The 17,150-nt window shown below is 62.4% G+C and carries 15 protein-coding genes; 6 read left to right on the top strand and 9 right to left on the bottom strand.

What is annotated here, in order from left to right; translation table 11 throughout:
• Positions 1–11 precede the first annotated feature (11 nt).
• A complete protein-coding gene (locus tag AC5RWO_RS11170; RefSeq protein WP_498731445.1) occupies positions 12–995 on the top strand; it encodes an acyl-CoA thioesterase in 984 nt (327 codons plus the stop codon).
• A 140-nt stretch (positions 996–1,135) separates the two neighbouring features.
• On the opposite strand, the gene pdxS is transcribed toward AC5RWO_RS11170, so the two are convergent.
• The 6 genes from pdxS to AC5RWO_RS11200 all read right to left on the bottom strand — a co-directional run bounded on the left by pdxS (position 1,136) and on the right by AC5RWO_RS11200 (position 9,313).
• Positions 1,136–2,050: a pyridoxal 5'-phosphate synthase lyase subunit PdxS gene (pdxS, locus tag AC5RWO_RS11175; protein ID WP_074702214.1), complete on the bottom strand. Its 915-nt coding sequence runs from the start codon at positions 2,048–2,050 to the stop codon at positions 1,136–1,138.
• A 108-nt stretch (positions 2,051–2,158) separates the two neighbouring features.
• Positions 2,159–2,770 carry a phosphatidylinositol phosphate synthase gene (pgsA, locus tag AC5RWO_RS11180; protein ID WP_498731446.1) on the bottom strand — a complete coding sequence of 204 codons (612 nt, stop codon included), beginning with the start codon at positions 2,768–2,770 and terminating at the stop codon, positions 2,159–2,161.
• Between the two features lie 8 nt (positions 2,771–2,778).
• Positions 2,779–3,357: an HIT family protein gene (locus AC5RWO_RS11185; RefSeq protein WP_498731447.1), complete on the bottom strand. Its 579-nt coding sequence runs from the start codon at positions 3,355–3,357 to the stop codon at positions 2,779–2,781.
• Complete coding sequence (gene thrS / locus AC5RWO_RS11190) at positions 3,354–5,372, bottom strand: threonine--tRNA ligase (RefSeq protein ID WP_498731448.1); 2,019 nt, start codon at positions 5,370–5,372, stop codon at positions 3,354–3,356. The genes AC5RWO_RS11185 and thrS overlap by 4 nt, the downstream gene beginning before the upstream one ends.
• A 73-nt stretch (positions 5,373–5,445) precedes the next feature.
• Entirely contained in the window at positions 5,446–8,931 is a 3,486-nt protein-coding gene (locus tag AC5RWO_RS11195) for a DNA polymerase III subunit alpha (RefSeq protein ID WP_498731449.1), read from the bottom strand.
• Between the two features lie 67 nt (positions 8,932–8,998).
• Complete coding sequence (locus AC5RWO_RS11200) at positions 8,999–9,313, bottom strand: DUF6504 family protein (protein WP_498731450.1); 315 nt, start codon at positions 9,311–9,313, stop codon at positions 8,999–9,001.
• A gap of 268 nt (positions 9,314–9,581) precedes the next feature.
• On the opposite strand from AC5RWO_RS11200, the gene AC5RWO_RS11205 reads away from it, so the two are divergent.
• Entirely contained in the window at positions 9,582–11,756 is a 2,175-nt protein-coding gene (locus AC5RWO_RS11205) for an FG-GAP-like repeat-containing protein (protein WP_498731451.1), read from the top strand.
• Positions 11,757–11,875: 119 nt separating this feature from the next.
• Positions 11,876–12,319 (top strand): VOC family protein, encoded by a 444-nt coding sequence (locus AC5RWO_RS11210; RefSeq protein WP_498731452.1) that lies wholly within the window; start codon positions 11,876–11,878, stop codon positions 12,317–12,319.
• Here AC5RWO_RS11210 and AC5RWO_RS11215 read toward each other — a convergent pair.
• A complete protein-coding gene (locus AC5RWO_RS11215) occupies positions 12,316–13,071 on the bottom strand; it encodes an SOS response-associated peptidase (RefSeq protein WP_498731453.1) in 756 nt (251 codons plus the stop codon). The two genes, AC5RWO_RS11210 and AC5RWO_RS11215, sit on opposite strands and share 4 nt — an antisense overlap.
• 178 nt (positions 13,072–13,249) lie before the next feature.
• Between AC5RWO_RS11215 and AC5RWO_RS11220 the strand changes: the two genes are divergently transcribed.
• The 3 genes from AC5RWO_RS11220 to AC5RWO_RS11230 all read left to right on the top strand — a co-directional run bounded on the left by AC5RWO_RS11220 (position 13,250) and on the right by AC5RWO_RS11230 (position 15,467).
• Positions 13,250–13,507, top strand: a complete 258-nt coding sequence (locus AC5RWO_RS11220; RefSeq protein ID WP_074703397.1) for a mycoredoxin — start codon at positions 13,250–13,252, stop codon at positions 13,505–13,507.
• Between the two features lie 245 nt (positions 13,508–13,752).
• Positions 13,753–14,841, top strand: a complete 1,089-nt coding sequence (locus AC5RWO_RS11225; RefSeq protein WP_139003422.1) for an S-(hydroxymethyl)mycothiol dehydrogenase — start codon at positions 13,753–13,755, stop codon at positions 14,839–14,841.
• On the top strand, positions 14,838–15,467 hold the full coding sequence (locus tag AC5RWO_RS11230; RefSeq protein ID WP_139003421.1) for an MBL fold metallo-hydrolase: 630 nt from the start codon (positions 14,838–14,840) through the stop codon (positions 15,465–15,467). The genes AC5RWO_RS11225 and AC5RWO_RS11230 overlap by 4 nt, the downstream gene beginning before the upstream one ends.
• Positions 15,468–15,543: 76 nt before the next feature.
• Here AC5RWO_RS11230 and AC5RWO_RS11235 read toward each other — a convergent pair whose 3' ends face one another.
• Positions 15,544–16,005 (bottom strand): DUF4262 domain-containing protein, encoded by a 462-nt coding sequence (locus tag AC5RWO_RS11235; RefSeq protein WP_498731454.1) that lies wholly within the window; start codon positions 16,003–16,005, stop codon positions 15,544–15,546.
• 83 nt (positions 16,006–16,088) lie between these two features.
• Positions 16,089–17,036 carry a lipoate--protein ligase family protein gene (locus AC5RWO_RS11240; RefSeq protein WP_498731455.1) on the bottom strand — a complete coding sequence of 316 codons (948 nt, stop codon included), beginning with the start codon at positions 17,034–17,036 and terminating at the stop codon, positions 16,089–16,091.
• Positions 17,037–17,150 lie beyond the last annotated feature (114 nt).

Consider the following 17,150-nt stretch of genomic DNA (forward strand, 5'->3'; position numbering starts at 1 on the left):
AGATACGACCAATGCCTGAACCGGCCACCGCGAAGAATTCCATCACCCTTCGGTTCCTCGCCGCTCCCACGGATGTCGGTTACAGCGGGACGGTTGACGCCGGAACTGTCCTTGAGTGGATCGACAAGGCTGCCTATGCCTGTGCCGTGGGCTGGAGCAAGTCCTATTGCGTGACGGCCTATGTGGGCAACATCCACTTTGCCGATCCTGTTCGCGTCGGAGACATGGTCGAGGTTGAATCCACGATCATCTACACCGGGCGCAGCAGCATGCACATCCAGACCACTGTTAGCTCCGGAGATCCCAAGGGCGGCGGCGCCACGATGCGCAGTCGGTGCCTGGTGATCTTCGTGGCGGTGGGCAAGGACGGCAAATCCATTCCGGTAGAGCCCTGGATTCCCCGGACCGCGGAGGAAAAGGAACAGGAGCAGCTGGCCATCAAGCGCCTGGACATCCGCGCCGACATCGAGAAGGCGATGTCCCGGCAGGTGTACACCGAAGCAGGAACAGCTCCCCGCACCGTGCTGCGTTTCCTGGCAGCCCCCGCCGATGTGAACTGGGGCGGGAAGGTTCATGGAGGGACTGTGATGAAGTGGATCGACGAGGCCGCCTACGTTTGCGCGTCGCGGTACTGCGGCAAGGACGTTGTCGCCGTCTTCTCCGGCGGCGTGCGGTTCTACCGTCCCTTGCTGATCGGCAATGTGGTCGAAGTCGAGGCACGGCTGGTTTACACCGGCAACAAGGGAATGCACGTCTCGGTACATGTGCGCTCGGGCGACCCGAAAACCGGCGAACTTGAGTTGACTACCCATTGTCTGACGGTCATGGTGGCGCGCGACGAGACGGGCACCGCCGTACCGATCCCCCCGTGGCATCCGGTTTCCGATGAGGACCGCGAACTGGAACAGCACGTCCGGGAGATCATCCGCATCCGGAGCCGGATCCCCGGCAACCGGCTGCCGAGCCACCTCCGAGGCAACGCGAACGCCGACTGACTTTGAACAGAACCGGCGTCTGCTGGACCAAGCGCTGCTTTTGCCGCAATCCGGTCCCCCAAGAGTGTTAACGCAAGAAGTCCGGAACCGTTGCTTTCAGCGGTTCCGGACTTCCGGCGTCGTTAGTTGTTCCTGGTTTCCTACCAGCCGCGCTCGGCGAGGCGGTGCGGCTCAGGAATTTCGTCTACGTTGATGCCGACCATGGCTTCGCCCAGTCCGCGGGAGACCTTGGCGATCATGTCCGGGTCGTCGTAGAAGGTGGTGGCCTTGACGATGGCGGCGGCACGCTCGGCCGGGTTGCCGGACTTGAAGATGCCGGAACCGACGAACACGCCGTCCGCCCCGAGCTGCATCATCATGGCCGCATCCGACGGAGTGGCGATACCACCTGCGGTGAAGAGCACCACGGGAAGCTTGCCGGTCGAAGCGATTTCCTTGACCAGTTCGTACGGGGCCTGCAGTTCCTTGGCCGCGACGTACAGCTCGTCTTCCGGCAGGGCGGCGAGCTTGGCGATCTGCGCGCGGATCTGGCGCATGTGCCCGGTGGCGTTGGAGACATCGCCGGTACCCGCTTCACCCTTGGAGCGGATCATGGCTGCACCTTCATTGATGCGGCGCAGGGCCTCACCGAGGTTGGTGGCGCCGCAGACGAACGGAACGGTGAAGTTCCACTTGTCGATGTGGTTGGTGTAGTCGGCCGGGGTCAGGACCTCGGACTCGTCAATGTAGTCCACGCCGAGGGACTGCAGGACCTGGGCCTCGACGAAGTGGCCGATGCGTGCCTTGGCCATCACCGGGATGGAAACGGCCTCGATGATGCCGTCGATCATGTCCGGATCGCTCATGCGGGACACGCCGCCCTGGGCACGGATGTCGGCGGGAACCCGCTCGAGAGCCATCACGGCGACCGCGCCGGCGTCTTCGGCGATGCGGGCCTGCTCGGGGGTTACGACGTCCATGATGACGCCGCCCTTCAACATTTCAGCCATACCGCGCTTAACCCGGCTGCTGCCCGTTACCGGTGCGTGAGTTGAAGTTTCGTTACTGCTGGACACTAAAAGCCCCTAGGAGTTGGTGGGAAGGAGTACATTTCATGATACGCCGTGCCGTCGTGTTTCAGCTCACCTATGACGGCATGCGGCAGGACCTAGGTCAGGGACGCTTCACGCTTCGACTTGCGTCTGGCGGTAGACAGCCAGGATGCGCTGGATGACGGTCACCAGGCTGGCAGCCGCCAGCAGGACCAACACCACGAGCAGCACCACCGGCGGCAGCCCGAGCCCGGTGAAGCCGGTGAAGACCAGCACCGCGACGAGCCGCTCGGAACGCTCTGCTATCCCGACGTCGGCCCGGCAGCCGAGGGACTCGGCTTTCGCCCGCGCGTAGGAAACCAGCATCCCCAGAACCAGACAGATCAGTGCCGCGACGGCGATGGGAATGCTGGCTCCGCCCGTGAAGAACCATATGGTGACCCCGGCGAACACCGCGGCGTCAGCCAGACGGTCCAAGGTCGAATCCAGGAAGCTCCCCCAGTTGCTGCTGCGGTTGAGCATCCGAGCCATCAACCCGTCCACCATGTCCGAGAAGACGAACGCGGTGATGAAGAGCGTGCCCCAGAACAGTTCGCCCATGGGGTAGAAGACCAAGGCGCCGATGGACACGCCGAGAGTGCCGATGATGGTCACCGCATCAGGTGAAACACCGAGTTTGATCAGCAGCCGTGCCAAAGGGGAAAACAGCTTCCCGAAGAAACCACGCGCGTACTTATTGAGCATCCGTGCCGCTACCCGGCCGGCCAGGCTTGCGCCACCTGTTGACGGACCTCGTCCAGGGTCTGCGTGATGGCCTTCGTCTGGGCGATGATCGGCAGGAAGTTTCCGTCCCCGCCCCAGCGCGGCACGACGTGCTGATGCAGGTGTGCCGCCACACCTGCTCCCCCGGTAACACCCTGGTTCATGCCCAGATTGAAACCGGTTGGATTGGCCACCTTGCGCAGCACGCGCATGGCGGTCTGGGTCAGCTCGGCGAACTCGGCTGTTTCTTCCACCGTAATGTCGGTGTAGTCCGGAACGTGGCGGTACGGGCAAATCAGCAAGTGGCCGGGGTTGTACGGGAATAGGTTCAGGACAACGTAGTTGAACTTGCCCCGGTACACGATCAAGGACTCTTCATCGCTACGCCCGGGCGCTACGCAGAAGGGGCACTCGTCCTTGCCCTTGAACTGGTCCTGTCCGCCTTTGACGTAGGCCATGCGGTGCGGAGTCCAGAGGCGCTGGAAGGCGTCCGGGACTCCGGTCAGCTCGAACTCGTCGGTCATCTGCCCTTCGGGCTGCTGGTGAGGTACACCCGCCGAATCCGTCATAGCTGGTGGTCCCGGTTACGGACGGCTTCAACGATCCGGCCCACGGCGTCGTCGACGGGTACGCCATTGTCCTGGCTGCCGTCGCGGAAGCGGAACGACACCGCGCCGGCTTCGGCGTCTTCTCCACCGGCAATGAGGACAAACGGGATCTTGTCCTTGCTGGCGGTCCGGATCTTCTTCGGGAACCGGTCCGAACCAAAATCGGCTTCGGCCCGAATGCCGGCGGCCTTGAGCTTGGCGATGACCTCGCCCATGTAGTCGTTGAATGCCTCCGCCACGGGGATACCGACAACCTGCACCGGTGCGAGCCAGGCCGGGAAGGCACCGGCATAATGCTCGATGAGCACGCCCATGAAGCGTTCGACGGAGCCGAACAGGGCACGGTGGATCATGACGGGCCGCTGGCGGGAACCGTCCGCGGCCTGGTACTCAAGTTCGAAGCGCTCGGGCAGGTTGAAGTCCAGCTGGATGGTGGACATCTGCCAGGTACGGCCAATGGCGTCGCGGGCCTGCACAGAGATCTTCGGGCCGTAGAACGCAGCTCCACCCGGATCCGGAACCAGTTCCAGTCCGGAGGCTTCGGCGACCTCGGCCAGTGTACGGGTAGCTTCGTCCCAGACTTCGTCCGCCCCGACATACTTCTCGGGGTCCTTGGTGGAGAGTTCCAGGTAGAAATCGTCCAGCCCGTAGTCCTTGAGCAGCGCCAGCACAAAGTTCAGGGTATTGGTCAGTTCGTCCTTCATCTGCTCGCGGGTGCAGTAGATGTGGGCGTCATCCTGGGTCATGCCGCGGACCCGGGTCAGCCCGTGCACCACGCCCGATTTCTCATAGCGGTAGACGGAACCGAATTCGAACATCCGCAGCGGCAGCTCGCGGTAGGAACGTCCGCGGGAGCGGAAGATCAGGTTGTGCATCGGGCAGTTCATCGGCTTCAGGTAATAGTCCTGGCCGGGCTTGACCACTTCATTGGTTTCGGGATCGCGGGTCTCGTCCACGTGGATGGGCGGGAACATACCGTCGCGGTACCAGTCCAGGTGGCCGGACACTTCGTACAGGTGCCCCTTGGTGATGTGCGGGGTGTAGACGAAGTCGTAGCCTGCTTCGGTGTGCCGCTGGCGCGAATAGTCCTCCATCGCCTTCCGGACAATGCCGCCCTTGGGATGGAACACCGGCAGCCCTGAACCGAGTTCATCGGGGAAGGAGAACAGGTCGAGCTCCGAGCCGAGCTTGCGGTGGTCCCGGCGCTCGGCCTCGGCGAGGCGCTCCTGGTAGGCCTTCAGCGCTTCCTTAGTGGGCCAAGCGGTGCCGTAGATTCGCTGCAACTGCTTGTTCTTCTCGTTGCCCAACCAGTAGGCGGCTGCCGAGCGGGTCAGCGCGAAGGCGTTTGAGATGAGCTTGGTGTTGGGAAGGTGCGGGCCGCGGCAGAGATCGCACCAGATGGTGTCTCCGCTCTTGCGGTCCACATTGTCGTAGATGGTGATCTCGCCGGCACCGACCTCGACGTTTACGCCCTCGCCGGCTTCATCGGCTTCGGCGGACTTGTCCAGCAGAATCAGCTTGTAGGGCTCATCAGCCATCGCAGCCCGGGCTTCGTCCTCGGTGACCACCCGGCGGGCAAACTTCTGGTTCTGGTTGACGATCTTGAGCATCATCTTCTCAAGGGTCTTCAGATCGTCAGGAGTGAAAGGTTCCTCAACATCGAAATCAAAGTAAAAGCCGTCGGTGATGTACGGGCCGATGCCGAGCTTGGCGTCCGGGCGGAGCTGCTGCACTGCCTGTGCCATCACATGGGCGGTGGAGTGGCGCAGGACGTTCAGCCCGTCGGGCGAATCGATGGTGACGGATTCGATCTTGGCGTCTTCGGGCAGCGGCTGGTCCAGGTCCTTGAGCACCCCGTCGACGCGCATAACGACGACGTCGCGGCGCTCGAAGAATAGCTCCGCCCCGGTAGTGCCCGTGTTCACTTGTTTCTCTTCGCCGTCGACGATGAGAGTCATGTTTTGGGGCGCTGACACGAAGGTCTCCTTATGTTTCGATTTAGGCCTGAACCGCGCCACCATACTTTGGGTGCCGCGAGCCTCTTTGATGTTATCCGCTGATATTGAGCCCGACCAACATGGCCCGGGTTGGGAGTTGCAGGTGTGGCTGCTCAGGTGCCGGCACCGGTGTTTCCGCCGGACGGACCAGGGGCAGCGTCTCCGGACGGGAAAGATCCCAGGCGTTGGTGGCTTGCAGACTCATCCCCCGCGGTCCGGTCCTCCTCGTCAGTCCCTGGATTAACAGCAGCCTGGTGCCGAACAGCAAGGGCCCGGCCTTGTCCTGAGCTTCATGGAAGAAAGTGCAGTCCACACAACCCGTGCCGTCATCCACACTGATGAACACCACACGGCGGCCTCCGCGCATGGGTGGAGTTTGGGTGGCGACCCGGATTCCTGCCACCAGAACCTCAGTTCCGTTGCGCAGGGAAAGCAGGTCCTTGGCTGCGGTTACATTTAGTTCTTTCAGCAGCGGCGCGTAGCTGTCCATCAGATGGGCGCTGACGTCCACGGCCAGCAGATCCAGTTCGGTGCGGACCTTTTCCAGCATCGTCGGTTCCGGCAGGCAGGTTTTGAGGTTGCTTAATTCCAGATCGCCCAGAGGGAAGGAGAGCTGGCCGTCGATGGGTTCATAGCGGCGCGGAACCGGGCGGACGGGAGGCTTATCCAGATGATGGACGAGATCCGCGCGGGTGGAGGTCCCCATGCGGCCGGCAAGGTGGTTGAGTTCGTCGAAGGCTCCCAGTTTGGCCAGCCGTTTCAATGTAGGTCTGCTGACTTTGGCCCGGGCACGCAAATCAGCCAGGGAATCATAGGGCTGTCCGGCCACAATACGCTTCAGCTCTACAGCTGATAATCCATAGATACCAGCAAAGCTCAAGCGAATTCCGAGTTTTTCCGGTTCACCGTTGGCAGCAGGTACGCGCTCAACCCGGTACGTGTCCGCGCTGCGGTTGATATCCAGCGGCAGGATGGGAATTCCCATCCTGCGTGCCTCTGCCACCAGCAATCTTCGTGGGTACATTCCCGGGTCATGCTCCCAGAGGCCGGCCAGGAAGGCTTCGGGATGGTGCGCCTTCAGCCAGGCCGACTGGTAGGTGGGCACGGCAAAGGCAGCCCCGTGTGCCTTGCAGAACCCAAAGCTGCCGAAGGCTTTCAGCGTGTCCCAGATCTTGTCAATGGTGTCCACCGAGTATCCGCGGTCCATAGCTTGACGGCGGAAATATTCCTCCACTGTTGGCTCTGCTGCCTCGTCCCCCAGTAAACGCCGGAACTCGTCTGCCCTTGCCAGACCGCAGCCGGTAAAAACATCGAAGGTCCTCAAAACCTGCTCGTGAAAAACCGTGACACCGTGCGTTTCCTTAAGCACGGTTTCCAGATCCGCATGCGGGTAGCTTTCGGGCGCCCATCCATGGCGTTGTTCCAGGAAAGGGCGGACCATGTCCGATTTCATTGGGCCCGGCCGGAAGAGGGAGATATCTATGATCAGGTCGTTGAAATTACGGGGGGCCATTTTGCCCACCAGTTCCCGTTGGCCCGGGGACTCGATCTGGAAACACCCCAAGGTGTGGGTGCTGCGGATCAGTTCAAATGTTTCTTCATCATCAAGCGGAACTGCTTCCAAATCGATCCGGCCGTCCTCGGCGATATAACCGGGACCATTTCCGCCGGCGTCAACCGGATGGTTTCCGGCCGCGGTAACTGCGGCCTTTCCCGAATGGATACGGACAACCTCGTTCACGGCATAGGCCATGGAACTTTGCATCCGGACCCCGAGCACATCGAGTTTGAGCATGCCCATCGGGTCCATGTCGTGCTTGTCGAACTGGCTCATCGGCAGACCGAGGCCACTGGGCTGGACCGGCGTCCGGTCCAGCAGGGATTCGTCCCCCAGAATCACGCCACAGGGATGCATGGAAATATGCCGTGGCAGCCTATCCAACCGCTCCGTCACATCCACCAGCAAATCCAGCTGTTTGTTCTGCTCCACCTGTGCGGAAAAATCACGAAGCTCGGGCTTCTCTTCCATCGCTTCCCGGAATTTCCGGGCGGAGAAACGCCAAAGCTGTTTGGCAATGCCGGAGATGTCTTCCTCTTCCATCCCCAGAGCCAGCCCGGCATCACGGACGGCACCGCGAGCGCGGTAGCCGTTCTGCATGCTCATCAAAGTCACCCGACGGTCCCCAAACCGTTCGAAGATCCGCCGGTAGACGTTATGGCGTTCGGCGCTTTCCACGTCAATGTCGATATCCGGCAGGGTTGAACGGTCGCGGGAGAGGAACCGTTCAAAGATCAGCCCATGGGCCAGCGGGTTGACATGGCTGATGTAAAGCAAATAGTTCACCAGGCTCGAAGCGCCAGATCCCCGGGCCGATGCCCTGACCCCCATATCGGTGATGATCTTTGATACCTCGGCCACGGTCAGGAAATACGAGGCGAACCCTAATCTGGTGATAATCCCCAATTCATGGGTAAGGCGATCCCGCAGCTCATGCTCGGCTTTGCCGCTGATGCCGGGGAACCTGTCGGTAATCCCTGCCTCACATCGTTGGATAAGTTCTGTCACCGGATCCTGGCCGATCCCGATTACCGATGCCTCCGGTACCACCGGGTTCTTGTAACCCATGTCCTGGTACGGATCCATCCGACAGCGATCTGCAACTGTTTCAGTCATCGCAAGCAGTTTCCCGGCGCCGGCACGGCCGATACCTGCCTCCTGTGCGGTTTCATAGGCCAGGACCTGCATCTGAGCCGAACTTTTGAGCCAGCCTTGGCCGTTGGGCTGCAGATCCGGCAGCTTTGCGAGCGCGGTTAAAGCACGGACGGAGTCCAGTACGTCTGCTGTAGCGGCGTCATCCACTTGACGGTATCTCGCCGCGTTTGTAAGCACTGCCGGCAAGTCCAAGTCAGCGGCCAGCTTTAACATTCTTACGGCATGGGCCGTACTGAGATTGTCTCCAGGCGGACTGAGGTGGTTGACCACTTCCAGCACCAGGGAACCGGCTGGCATGATGCTGCGCCAACGACCCGCCAGCCGGCGGGCCTCCGCATAACGGCGGTGCCGCAAAGCCTGTCCAACATCAGAATACGGACCAAGCAGCACCGTGAGCATAGCTGGGGAACCTGCATCAGATGACTCCGGGGAACCTGCGGCGCGGTGTGCTATCTGTGCTATGCCCACACCCGGTTCCCTGCCCTTGGCGCCGCGGCCGGAGGCTGTACCTTCATGCGCATCCGAGATCAACCGGCACAAGGCGTGATAGCCCCTGCCGTTGTTATGGCCGTGGGCCAGGACAACCACCCGGCCAATGCTTTGCCCCTGGGAACCACGGAGGGCGAGGTCTACCCCCACAATCGGATCGATCCCGGCGGCCAGGCAGGCTTTGACATGTTTGACCGTTCCGTACAGTCCGTCCCTATCAGTACAGGCCAAGGCATCCCCTCCATCCGCGGCCGCCGCTGCCACCAGTTCATACGGCCAGGACACACCGTAGTGGGCACTGAAGGCCGATGAAACATGCAAGTGGGTAAAGCTCATGATCATCCAATGAACAGGTAAAAGAGACGGGACAAGAAGCTTCCGCGGACAGCGAGGCAGGTACGTATTAAGCGCTCAGGCGCTGCAGGGCATCATGGACCCTGATCAGCCGCCAGCGTCCTGTATCTGCCTGATGGGAAAGATCAAGCGTGCGCAGTTCCGAGCGGTTGTTCAGCCGTGCCTGGACCCGCCAGATTTCATGGTCCACCAGTCCCGCTCCCCTGCCGCGTTCGGCCCGGAGCTCTTCGGCCCACCATTTTCGCCGCTCATACCACCGCACCGGTTCCGCGGCGATGTGCCAGGTCCGGTTCTGCCACTGCAATCTGATCGGCTGGCCGGCAGGAGAACAAACAACTTCTACTGATTCGCTGAAAACACCCATGTTCCAGTCACCTTTCTTCTGGAAATACGGGCCAAACACTTCGTGGCATGCTCCTGCCGACACGCCCGTCGAAATGGTTGACCTCTTCATTCTATTCGAATACGTATTCGATTCAAAGATGAGCTTACAAACCACCACCGACAAGATGTCTGGGTACCCCAAGATTTATCCAATAACCGAAGTCCACAGTTATCTCAGCGCATCCCGCGCTATCAGTAACACCTAGAGGTAAAGGTGTCCGAGGGGGACACCTCACAAGGAGCCCAGCATGTCACTCGCACCCAGGGCAGAATTACAACCTAGCCCGACCCGGAAACGCATTGTCACTTCCCTGACGGCTGCCGCCATGCTTGCGGCTGCCTTCACTCCACTTGCTGCGATACCGGCGCACGCCGAACTCGCGGGAAGGGGCGAGGTGGACCCGCAGCACGGGTACCCCACCTGGTACTCCGACGGAACCGTCAAACTCAAGTACTGCTACACGGCGGAAGACGGTTGCGTCTCCCCCCAGCCGAACGCAGGCCCCGCTTCCTACCCGGACAACTTCCCCGACGAAGCCTTCTGGTTCCATGCGGAAGCCAGCAACGGAAACCTTGGCCTGTACGAAGCCGCCCTCGAGGGCGCGCACGCCAATGAGGCCGTGGTTGACGGGGACCAAATGGGCTTTGCCCGGCTCCGCTTCCGCCTCACAAACCTCGTTATAGGCCAGAGCTACACCATCACTCACCCCTACGGCGAACACACTTTTGTAGCGGTTGATGACGACAGAGGCGTAGGCGAAATCAACGAAACGATCGATAGTGGCTGCACCGGCGCTCCATGCAACTGGGACGCCGTCGGTGACGCCTTCCTCGGCCAGTACCAGCTAGGTACCACCGCCACCTTCCTCCGTCAGGTTAATGCACCTGCAGGACGGCTCGGCGATCCTACTGTTCCCGCCCCCGTTACAGGGGCACCTTCCGGCAACAACTTCGTGCGGGTGACAGGGCTCAATGCAGGAGGCCCGGGCGTCAACACCCTCACGGTCGATACCTTCAACATCCAAGGCGTCATTTCAGAGGAAGTCGACGGGGCACCAAGCACTCCAAATCTGGCCGATTCCAGTGACAGTGGCAAGTCGGCCACGGATAACATCACCAATGTCGCCACGCCTACCTTTACTGTGGACGCTCCGGCAGGTACCGAAGTCAGCCTGCTGGTCGGCAATTCAACCACTCCTGCCGTGACGGGAACGAGTACTGGCAACGGCTACAGCCTCACCTTGCCGGCGGCGCTCACAGATGGATCCCACCAGATCAGGGCCAGGATCAACAATCCTGCCTTCGCCACCGATCCGGCAGCACCGGAGTTCCTGACGTCGACCCCGGTCACCATCACGGTAGACACCGTTGCTCCAACGGCTAGCATTGCTGCCCCGGTGCCGTCCAATCCCTCCGCAGATACGACGCCTTCGTTCAACTTCGGCAGCAACGAGACCAACAGCTCCTACGATTGCCAGCTGATGCCGTCCAACTCGGCCTGGGAGACAAACTGCGCTTCAGGCAAGACTTACGACGCCCAAATGAACGGGGTGGTGTACACCTTCAAGGTCCGCGCCGTTGACACGGCGGGCAACGTCGGGACGCCAGCCGCTCACGGCTGGGGAATCGGCACTACTGCGGGCCCCATGGGAACGGGCATCCAGAAGGACATGAACGGCGACACGAACCCGGATTACATCGGACGCACCAGCGATGGCAAACTCTGGTTCTACGGCGGCACAAATGCCGGCACGCTGTCTCCACGGCTCAACATCGGCAACAGTGGCTGGAATGTCATGACCTCGCTGCTGATGCCCGGTGACTTCAATGGCGATACCAGGGCGGACCTGATCGCCAGCGACACCTCCGGCAGGCTTTGGCTCTACGCCGGCGCAGGCGACGGCCGGCTTTCGGGTCGCACGCTGATCGGTGCAAGTGGCTGGAACTCGATGTCGGAGCTCGTCGTTCCGGGCGACTTCAATGGCGACACCACTCCTGATCTGCTCGCCCGTGACAGTGCCGGCAAGCTGTGGCTCTACCCCAACAACGGCAACGGCGGCTTCAATACCAAGTCTCTGGCCGGTGCCAGCGGCTGGAACGCCATGACCGAACTCGCCGGCGTCGGAACCTTCGATGCAGGCTCTACGAACGACATGATCGCACGGGACAGCAACGGCCGGCTCTATCTGTACAAGGGCAACGGAACCGGTGGCTTCAGTGCACGGACCATGATCGGCTCCAGCGGCTGGAACTCCATGACTTCGCTGGTTGGACCGGGCGCATTCGATACGGGCGCCAACAACGATGTCATCGCCCGTCACAATGACGGCAGGCTCTGGCTCTACCCGGGCAACGGCAGCGGCCTGAGCCCCCGTATCCAGATTGGGCATGGCTTCAACATCTTCACCATGATCGCCCAGTAGCCCAGAGACAGGAGTAACCCAAGGACAGGAGCCCGGCCGGGTTCCGAGCACCGCAGCAGCGGTTGCCGGATCCGGCCGGGCTTCTTGCCGTCCGCCTCCCGACCGGCGACGATTGAGGCATGAGACCACAAGTCACCGCTCTGACCCTTGGAGTGCGGGACGTTGCCGCTGCCCGCCGCTTCTACATTGACGGCCTGGGCTGGGAACCGCTGTTCGAGCAAGAAGGCGAAATCTTCTTCGTCCAGATTGCCCACGGCCAGATGCTGGGGCTCTGGAACGTGGAGAGCATGCGCAGCGAATACGGGGACGTGGGCCATAACGACGGCGGACCGTCCATCCCGGTCTCACTGGGCCAGAACGCCGCCAGTCCTGGCGACGTGGATGATCTCATCGCGCAGGCGCTCGCCGCCGGCGCCACCCTTGTTTCGGCGGCACGTAACCAGGCGTGGGGCGGTTACAGCGGTTGCTTCGCCGATCCTGACGGTTACCGCTGGGACATTGTCTTCAACCCGGGATTCAAGATCGACGACGACGGCGCCGTCCACTTGGGTGCCGCAGGCTAACCATCCAGCAGCGAGGGTTGCGGAACGATCAGTTCCGGCGAATTGTTGCGGACGTTGCCCACAGCGGGACCTACCGGTTCCAGCGTCCAGTCAGTGGCGGCGTCGTACGCCCTGTTCCGGAGCATCTCCAGCAGGTGCGTCCCATCCCTGACGGTGGGATCCAGCCACCCAGCCATGGTGTCCGTGTCCATCGGCACCGGGTACCTGTCATGCAGCCCGGCCAGTTCCCGCAGGACCGGCGAGCCGCTGTCTGCCGGCGGCGACGGCGCGGTCAGCACGGTCGCGGAGAGCAGCCATGCGTCTTCGGCGTCCGGGGCCTTGGACGGGTCTTTCCACCAGCCATACAGCCCGGCGAAGAAAATCGGCGCATGGTCCCCGCGGCGCACGAAATAGGGCTGCTTGGTCTTGACGCCGAGCTTCTTCCACTCGTAGTAACCGTCCACCGGGACCGCGCAGCGGCGGGTATGGACCGAGTCCTGGAAGGTCGGTTTTTCTGCGGCGGATTCAATCCGGGCATTGAAGGAACGCGAGCCGACGGAGATCTCCTTGGCCCAGCGCGGCACCAGGCCCCAGCGGGCGATATGCAGCTGGCGGCGGACGGCGCCGTCGATCAGCCGCTCCAGGACGATCGGCACGTCGTCCGTGGGCGCCACGTTGTAGGACTCCTTGAGGCCGAAGTCCCCCGGAACTTCAGCGCCGCATTCCATCATCAGGTCACCGACGGCCCTTGCCATGACGTATCGTCCGCACATCTCCCCAGTCTGCCATTGTGCGCACAGGCGGCGGGAATGTTTGAGGCCCCGCCGCCGTTTGCACCTTTAAATGCAGTTCTGCGAAGGAGTCACCTTGGAATACACCCCGGAAGCCGGCACCATCACGAGGCCCCGCCGCCGTTTGCACCTTTAAATGCAGTTCTGCGAAGGAGTCACCTTGGAATACACCCCGGAAGCCGGCACCATCACCATGTTCTCCACGTCCTGGTGCGGCTACTGCCGCCGCCTGAAGACACAGCTGGATGCGAAGGGCATCGGCTACACGGAGATCAACATCGAGAACGTGCCGGGCACCGCGGAGCTGGTGGAACAGATCAACGAGGGCAACCAGACGGTGCCAACCGTGCTCTTCCCCGATGGCAGCAGCGCAACCAACCCCTCGCTCGCCGAAGTGCAGGAACGCCTCGCGGCCTGATCCCGCGACATTTTCCGCAGACCGCGCTGGAGCGCAGATGACGCTCCGGCGCGGTTTGTTACTTAACGGCTGCCCCGCAACGAAGACCGCATTCCAACCGCCACGGGCGTGGAAGGTAGACAGCAGCCGCAGTTTCCATAACAATCGTTTTGGTAATTGTGATCGGCCCTACATGGCTGCCTAAGATGATGGTGATACGGCCAACCGGCCGACCTGATGACTCCGCGGAAAGGAACGACCCAGGCATGGTTCATAAAGTTCGGGCAGTAATTGCCAAAGAGAAGAATGCCCCGGTATCCATCGAAACCATTCTGGTACCGGATCCGGGTCCGGGGGAAGCGCTGGTGGACATCCTCACCTGCGGCGTCTGCCATACGGACCTGCACTACAAGCAGGGCGGCATCAACGATGACTTCCCGTTCCTGCTGGGACACGAGGCCACCGGCGTGGTCAGCGCCATCGGCCCCGATGTGACCGATCTTGTCCCGGGTGACCGTGTCATCCTCAACTGGCGCGCCGTGTGCGGCGAGTGCCGGGCGTGCAAGCGCGGCGAAGCGCAGTACTGCTTCAACACCCACAACGCCACCCAGAAGATGACCCTGGAGGACGGCACCGAGCTGTCCCCCGCCCTGGGCATCGGCGCCTTCGCCGAGAAGACGCTGGTCGCCGCGGGCCAGTGCACCAAGGTGGACGACGACGTCGACCCCGCCGCCGTGGGCCTGCTCGGCTGCGGCGTCATGGCAGGCATCGGCGCGGCGATCAACACCGGTGAGGTCAAGCGCGGCGAGTCCGTGGCCGTCATCGGTTGCGGCGGCGTGGGCATCGCAGCCATCGCCGGCGCCAAGCTGGCCGGCGCGACGACCATCATCGCCGTCGACATCGACGACAATAAGGTGGAGCTGGCCAAGTCCCTGGGCGCTACGCATGGCGTCAACTCGAAGGAGCAGGATCCGGTCGAGGCGATCCAGGCCCTCACGGGAGGCAACGGCGCCGACGTCGTTATTGAAGCTGTTGGCCGCCCGGAGACCTACAAGCAGGCGTTCTACGCCCGCGATCTGGCCGGCCGCGTGGTCCTGGTCGGCGTTCCCACGCCGGACATGAAGATCGAGCTGCCGCTGCTCGACGTCTTCGGCCGCGGCGGTTCATTGAAGTCCTCTTGGTACGGCGATTGCCTTCCCAGCCGCGACTTCCCGATGCTGGTCAGCCACTACAAGCAGGGCAACCTGGATCTCGATGCCTTCGTCACCGAGCGCATCGGGCTGGACCAGGTGGAGGAGGCCTTCGAGAAGATGCACGAGGGCAAGGTGCTGCGTTCGGTGGTAGAGGTCGCATGAGCGTGAAGATCGAAAACCTCGTCACCTCCGGGACCTTTTCGCTGGATGGCGGCACTTGGGACGTCGACAACAATGTGTGGATTGTCGGCAACGCCGAAGAAGCCATCATCATTGATCCGGCGCACAACCCGGAAGCTGTGGCCCAGGCCGTGGAGGGCCGGACGGTCAAGGCCATCCTGCTGACCCACGGGCATGACGACCACATCCGTGCCGTCGGCGAAGTGCGGGACCTGGTGAAGGCACCGGTCTACCTGCATGCAGCCGACCGCATGCTGTGGGACGCCATCTTCCCGGACTCCGCACCTGACCATGAGATCAATGACGGCGATACCTTCCAGGTAGCCGGGGCGGAACTGCGAGCGCTGCACACTCCGGGCCACTCCCCTGGATCCGTCTGCTTCCATCTGGAGTCGGAGAACGTCCTGTTCAGCGGCGACACCATGTTCAACGGCGGCCCCGGCGCAACCGGACGGAGCTACTCCAGCTTCGAGACCATCATCGATTCCATCAAGTCGCGTCTGCTGACGCTGCCCGCGGAAACGAAGGTGAACACCGGACACGGCGATTCAACCAGCATCGGCGCCGAAGCACCGCAGCTGGACGAGTGGATCGCGCGCGGTCACTGACAACTGCGGGGAAAGCGGCTCGGGGTGCTTGCGAGGGAAAACTCGCGGGTGCTCCGGGTTTGCTGTTCCCTGCCGGTTATAGCCCGGGAGGTGTACCGTACAGCGGCTGGGTGAGCGTGTCCGGAACCTCCTGCTCCCAAGGCAAGCAGCCGTCGTCGTCCGCCCAAACGGCTTGTAGCGCAGTTGCCCGGGGGCCGTACAGCGAGACGGCGGTCAGGACAACACCTTCCGGCCGCTCCACCGGCGCCAGGTAGACATTGCGGGCCTGAAGCGGCAGGACCATGCCCGCCATCAGGGTGTGCCCATGGCCGCGGACCATGTCCACGAGTTCGTTGATCAGCGCTACCGTGTCATCCTGGCAGCGGCCGGTGACCAGAATCTCGGGGTGCGGCAGCTCGGTCAGGCCGACCGTGTAGCCAAATGCAGGCTCCGTCGCTGTACCTGAGACCATGACAAGCTGCCAGCCGTACCGGGCAACCGTGCGGACAGTCTTTTCCAGTGCCTCGTCCTGCGTCATCCCGTTGCATATGTCGCACATTTTGCCTCCTGTTGAAAGTGTCATGTGCGACCAGTCTGGCGCCTGCGGCCCTGCGGCAATACCCGCTATTTGCCGTTTGTGGATTACGGGGCGGACCCGGGGACCTCGGCCATGGATGCAAGGTCTGTGAACGGTATTTCCCGCGTCTGCGCGTAGGTACCGAACGCGCCGAGCAGGGCCTGCTCGACCTTGTCCACATCCGTTCCGGGCACCAGGTCCTCCGCCGCACCGGCAGTGCGCGGATCCCAGTCCAAGCCGAGCGCATCGTAGCTCTGGGTGAGAACTTCGCGCAGCGGGGCGGAATTTTCAACAACGACGACGGAGGAAAACAGCCAGGCTCCGGATACAACTCGCTGCGCAGTTCCCACAAGTTTGATCTGGACCGTGGCGTCCTCCGGATGTTCGCCGTGGATGCTGAACTCCCCGGGGCAGTACTCCCCCGGGATCTCTCCGACCCGCGCAAGCAGGCCCGCATCCCGCAGTCCTTTGGCCAGGAGTTTACCGAACTGGGAGAACCTGCTTTTCGCCCCGACGATCGCATCGCGTTCGGGCTCCACATGGTCCAGTACCAGGCACCCCTGATGGTAGGCGGCAGCGCGTCCGCCGGCTTTACGGACCAGCGGCTCAAATCCCAAGGCACGGCAGCGCGCGGCGGCTTCTTCGAACCCGGGCAGGTGCGCATCCCGCTGGCCGAAGGCAACGGTCGGCACAGGACGGTACAGCCGCAGGGCAGGCCCCAGCCGGCCCTTCTTGGCGGCATCCAGCATGCTCAGCCCGTACAGCAGGTCCTCCCCCGCACCGAAGGAAGATTCCTGCCGCGTCCAGTCCAGCCGCCGGGCGGCATCAGGCACAGACGCAAACGCCGCTTCCAATTGAGGTTCTCCGGCCAGCTCAGTCGCCAACAGTGACTCCGTTCCAGAAGGCCACGTGGCCACGGATGTTTCCGCCGCGGGAAAGTAATGGTTGCCCTCTACCATGACCGTCTCGCCGGATTCGGCGATGACGGCTCCGTTCCAGGTCGCCTTGACCATGTCCACTCCTGCTTTCCTTCGGGCTGCGCGGCGCTCTCCGGCGCCGACGCCCCAGACACACTATCCAACAGTAGCGGTGCCCCGGATCATTCCGCCGCTCCAAGAACACCCCTG

It is taken from the genome of Arthrobacter sp. B055-34, assembly GCF_059090425.1.

Bases quoted from the DNA above. Each gene is read 5' to 3' on its own strand.
- AC5RWO_RS11170 (WP_498731445.1), top strand. From the start codon at position 12: ATGCCTGAACCGGCCACCGCGAAGAATTCCATCACCCTTCGGTTCCTC.
- pgsA (WP_498731446.1), bottom strand. From the start codon at position 2,770: ATGCTCAATAAGTACGCGCGTGGTTTCTTCGGGAAGCTGTTTTCCCCT.
- AC5RWO_RS11185 (WP_498731447.1), bottom strand. From the start codon at position 3,357: ATGACGGATTCGGCGGGTGTACCTCACCAGCAGCCCGAAGGGCAGATG.
- AC5RWO_RS11195 (WP_498731449.1), bottom strand. From the start codon at position 8,931: ATGAGCTTTACCCACTTGCATGTTTCATCGGCCTTCAGTGCCCACTAC.
- AC5RWO_RS11200 (WP_498731450.1), bottom strand. From the start codon at position 9,313: ATGGGTGTTTTCAGCGAATCAGTAGAAGTTGTTTGTTCTCCTGCCGGC.
- AC5RWO_RS11205 (WP_498731451.1), top strand. From the start codon at position 9,582: ATGTCACTCGCACCCAGGGCAGAATTACAACCTAGCCCGACCCGGAAA.
- AC5RWO_RS11210 (WP_498731452.1), top strand. From the start codon at position 11,876: ATGAGACCACAAGTCACCGCTCTGACCCTTGGAGTGCGGGACGTTGCC.
- AC5RWO_RS11215 (WP_498731453.1), bottom strand. From the start codon at position 13,071: ATGTGCGGACGATACGTCATGGCAAGGGCCGTCGGTGACCTGATGATG.
- AC5RWO_RS11225 (WP_139003422.1), top strand. From the start codon at position 13,753: ATGGTTCATAAAGTTCGGGCAGTAATTGCCAAAGAGAAGAATGCCCCG.
- AC5RWO_RS11230 (WP_139003421.1), top strand. From the start codon at position 14,838: ATGAGCGTGAAGATCGAAAACCTCGTCACCTCCGGGACCTTTTCGCTG.
- AC5RWO_RS11235 (WP_498731454.1), bottom strand. From the start codon at position 16,005: ATGTGCGACATATGCAACGGGATGACGCAGGACGAGGCACTGGAAAAG.
- AC5RWO_RS11240 (WP_498731455.1), bottom strand. From the start codon at position 17,036: ATGGTCAAGGCGACCTGGAACGGAGCCGTCATCGCCGAATCCGGCGAG.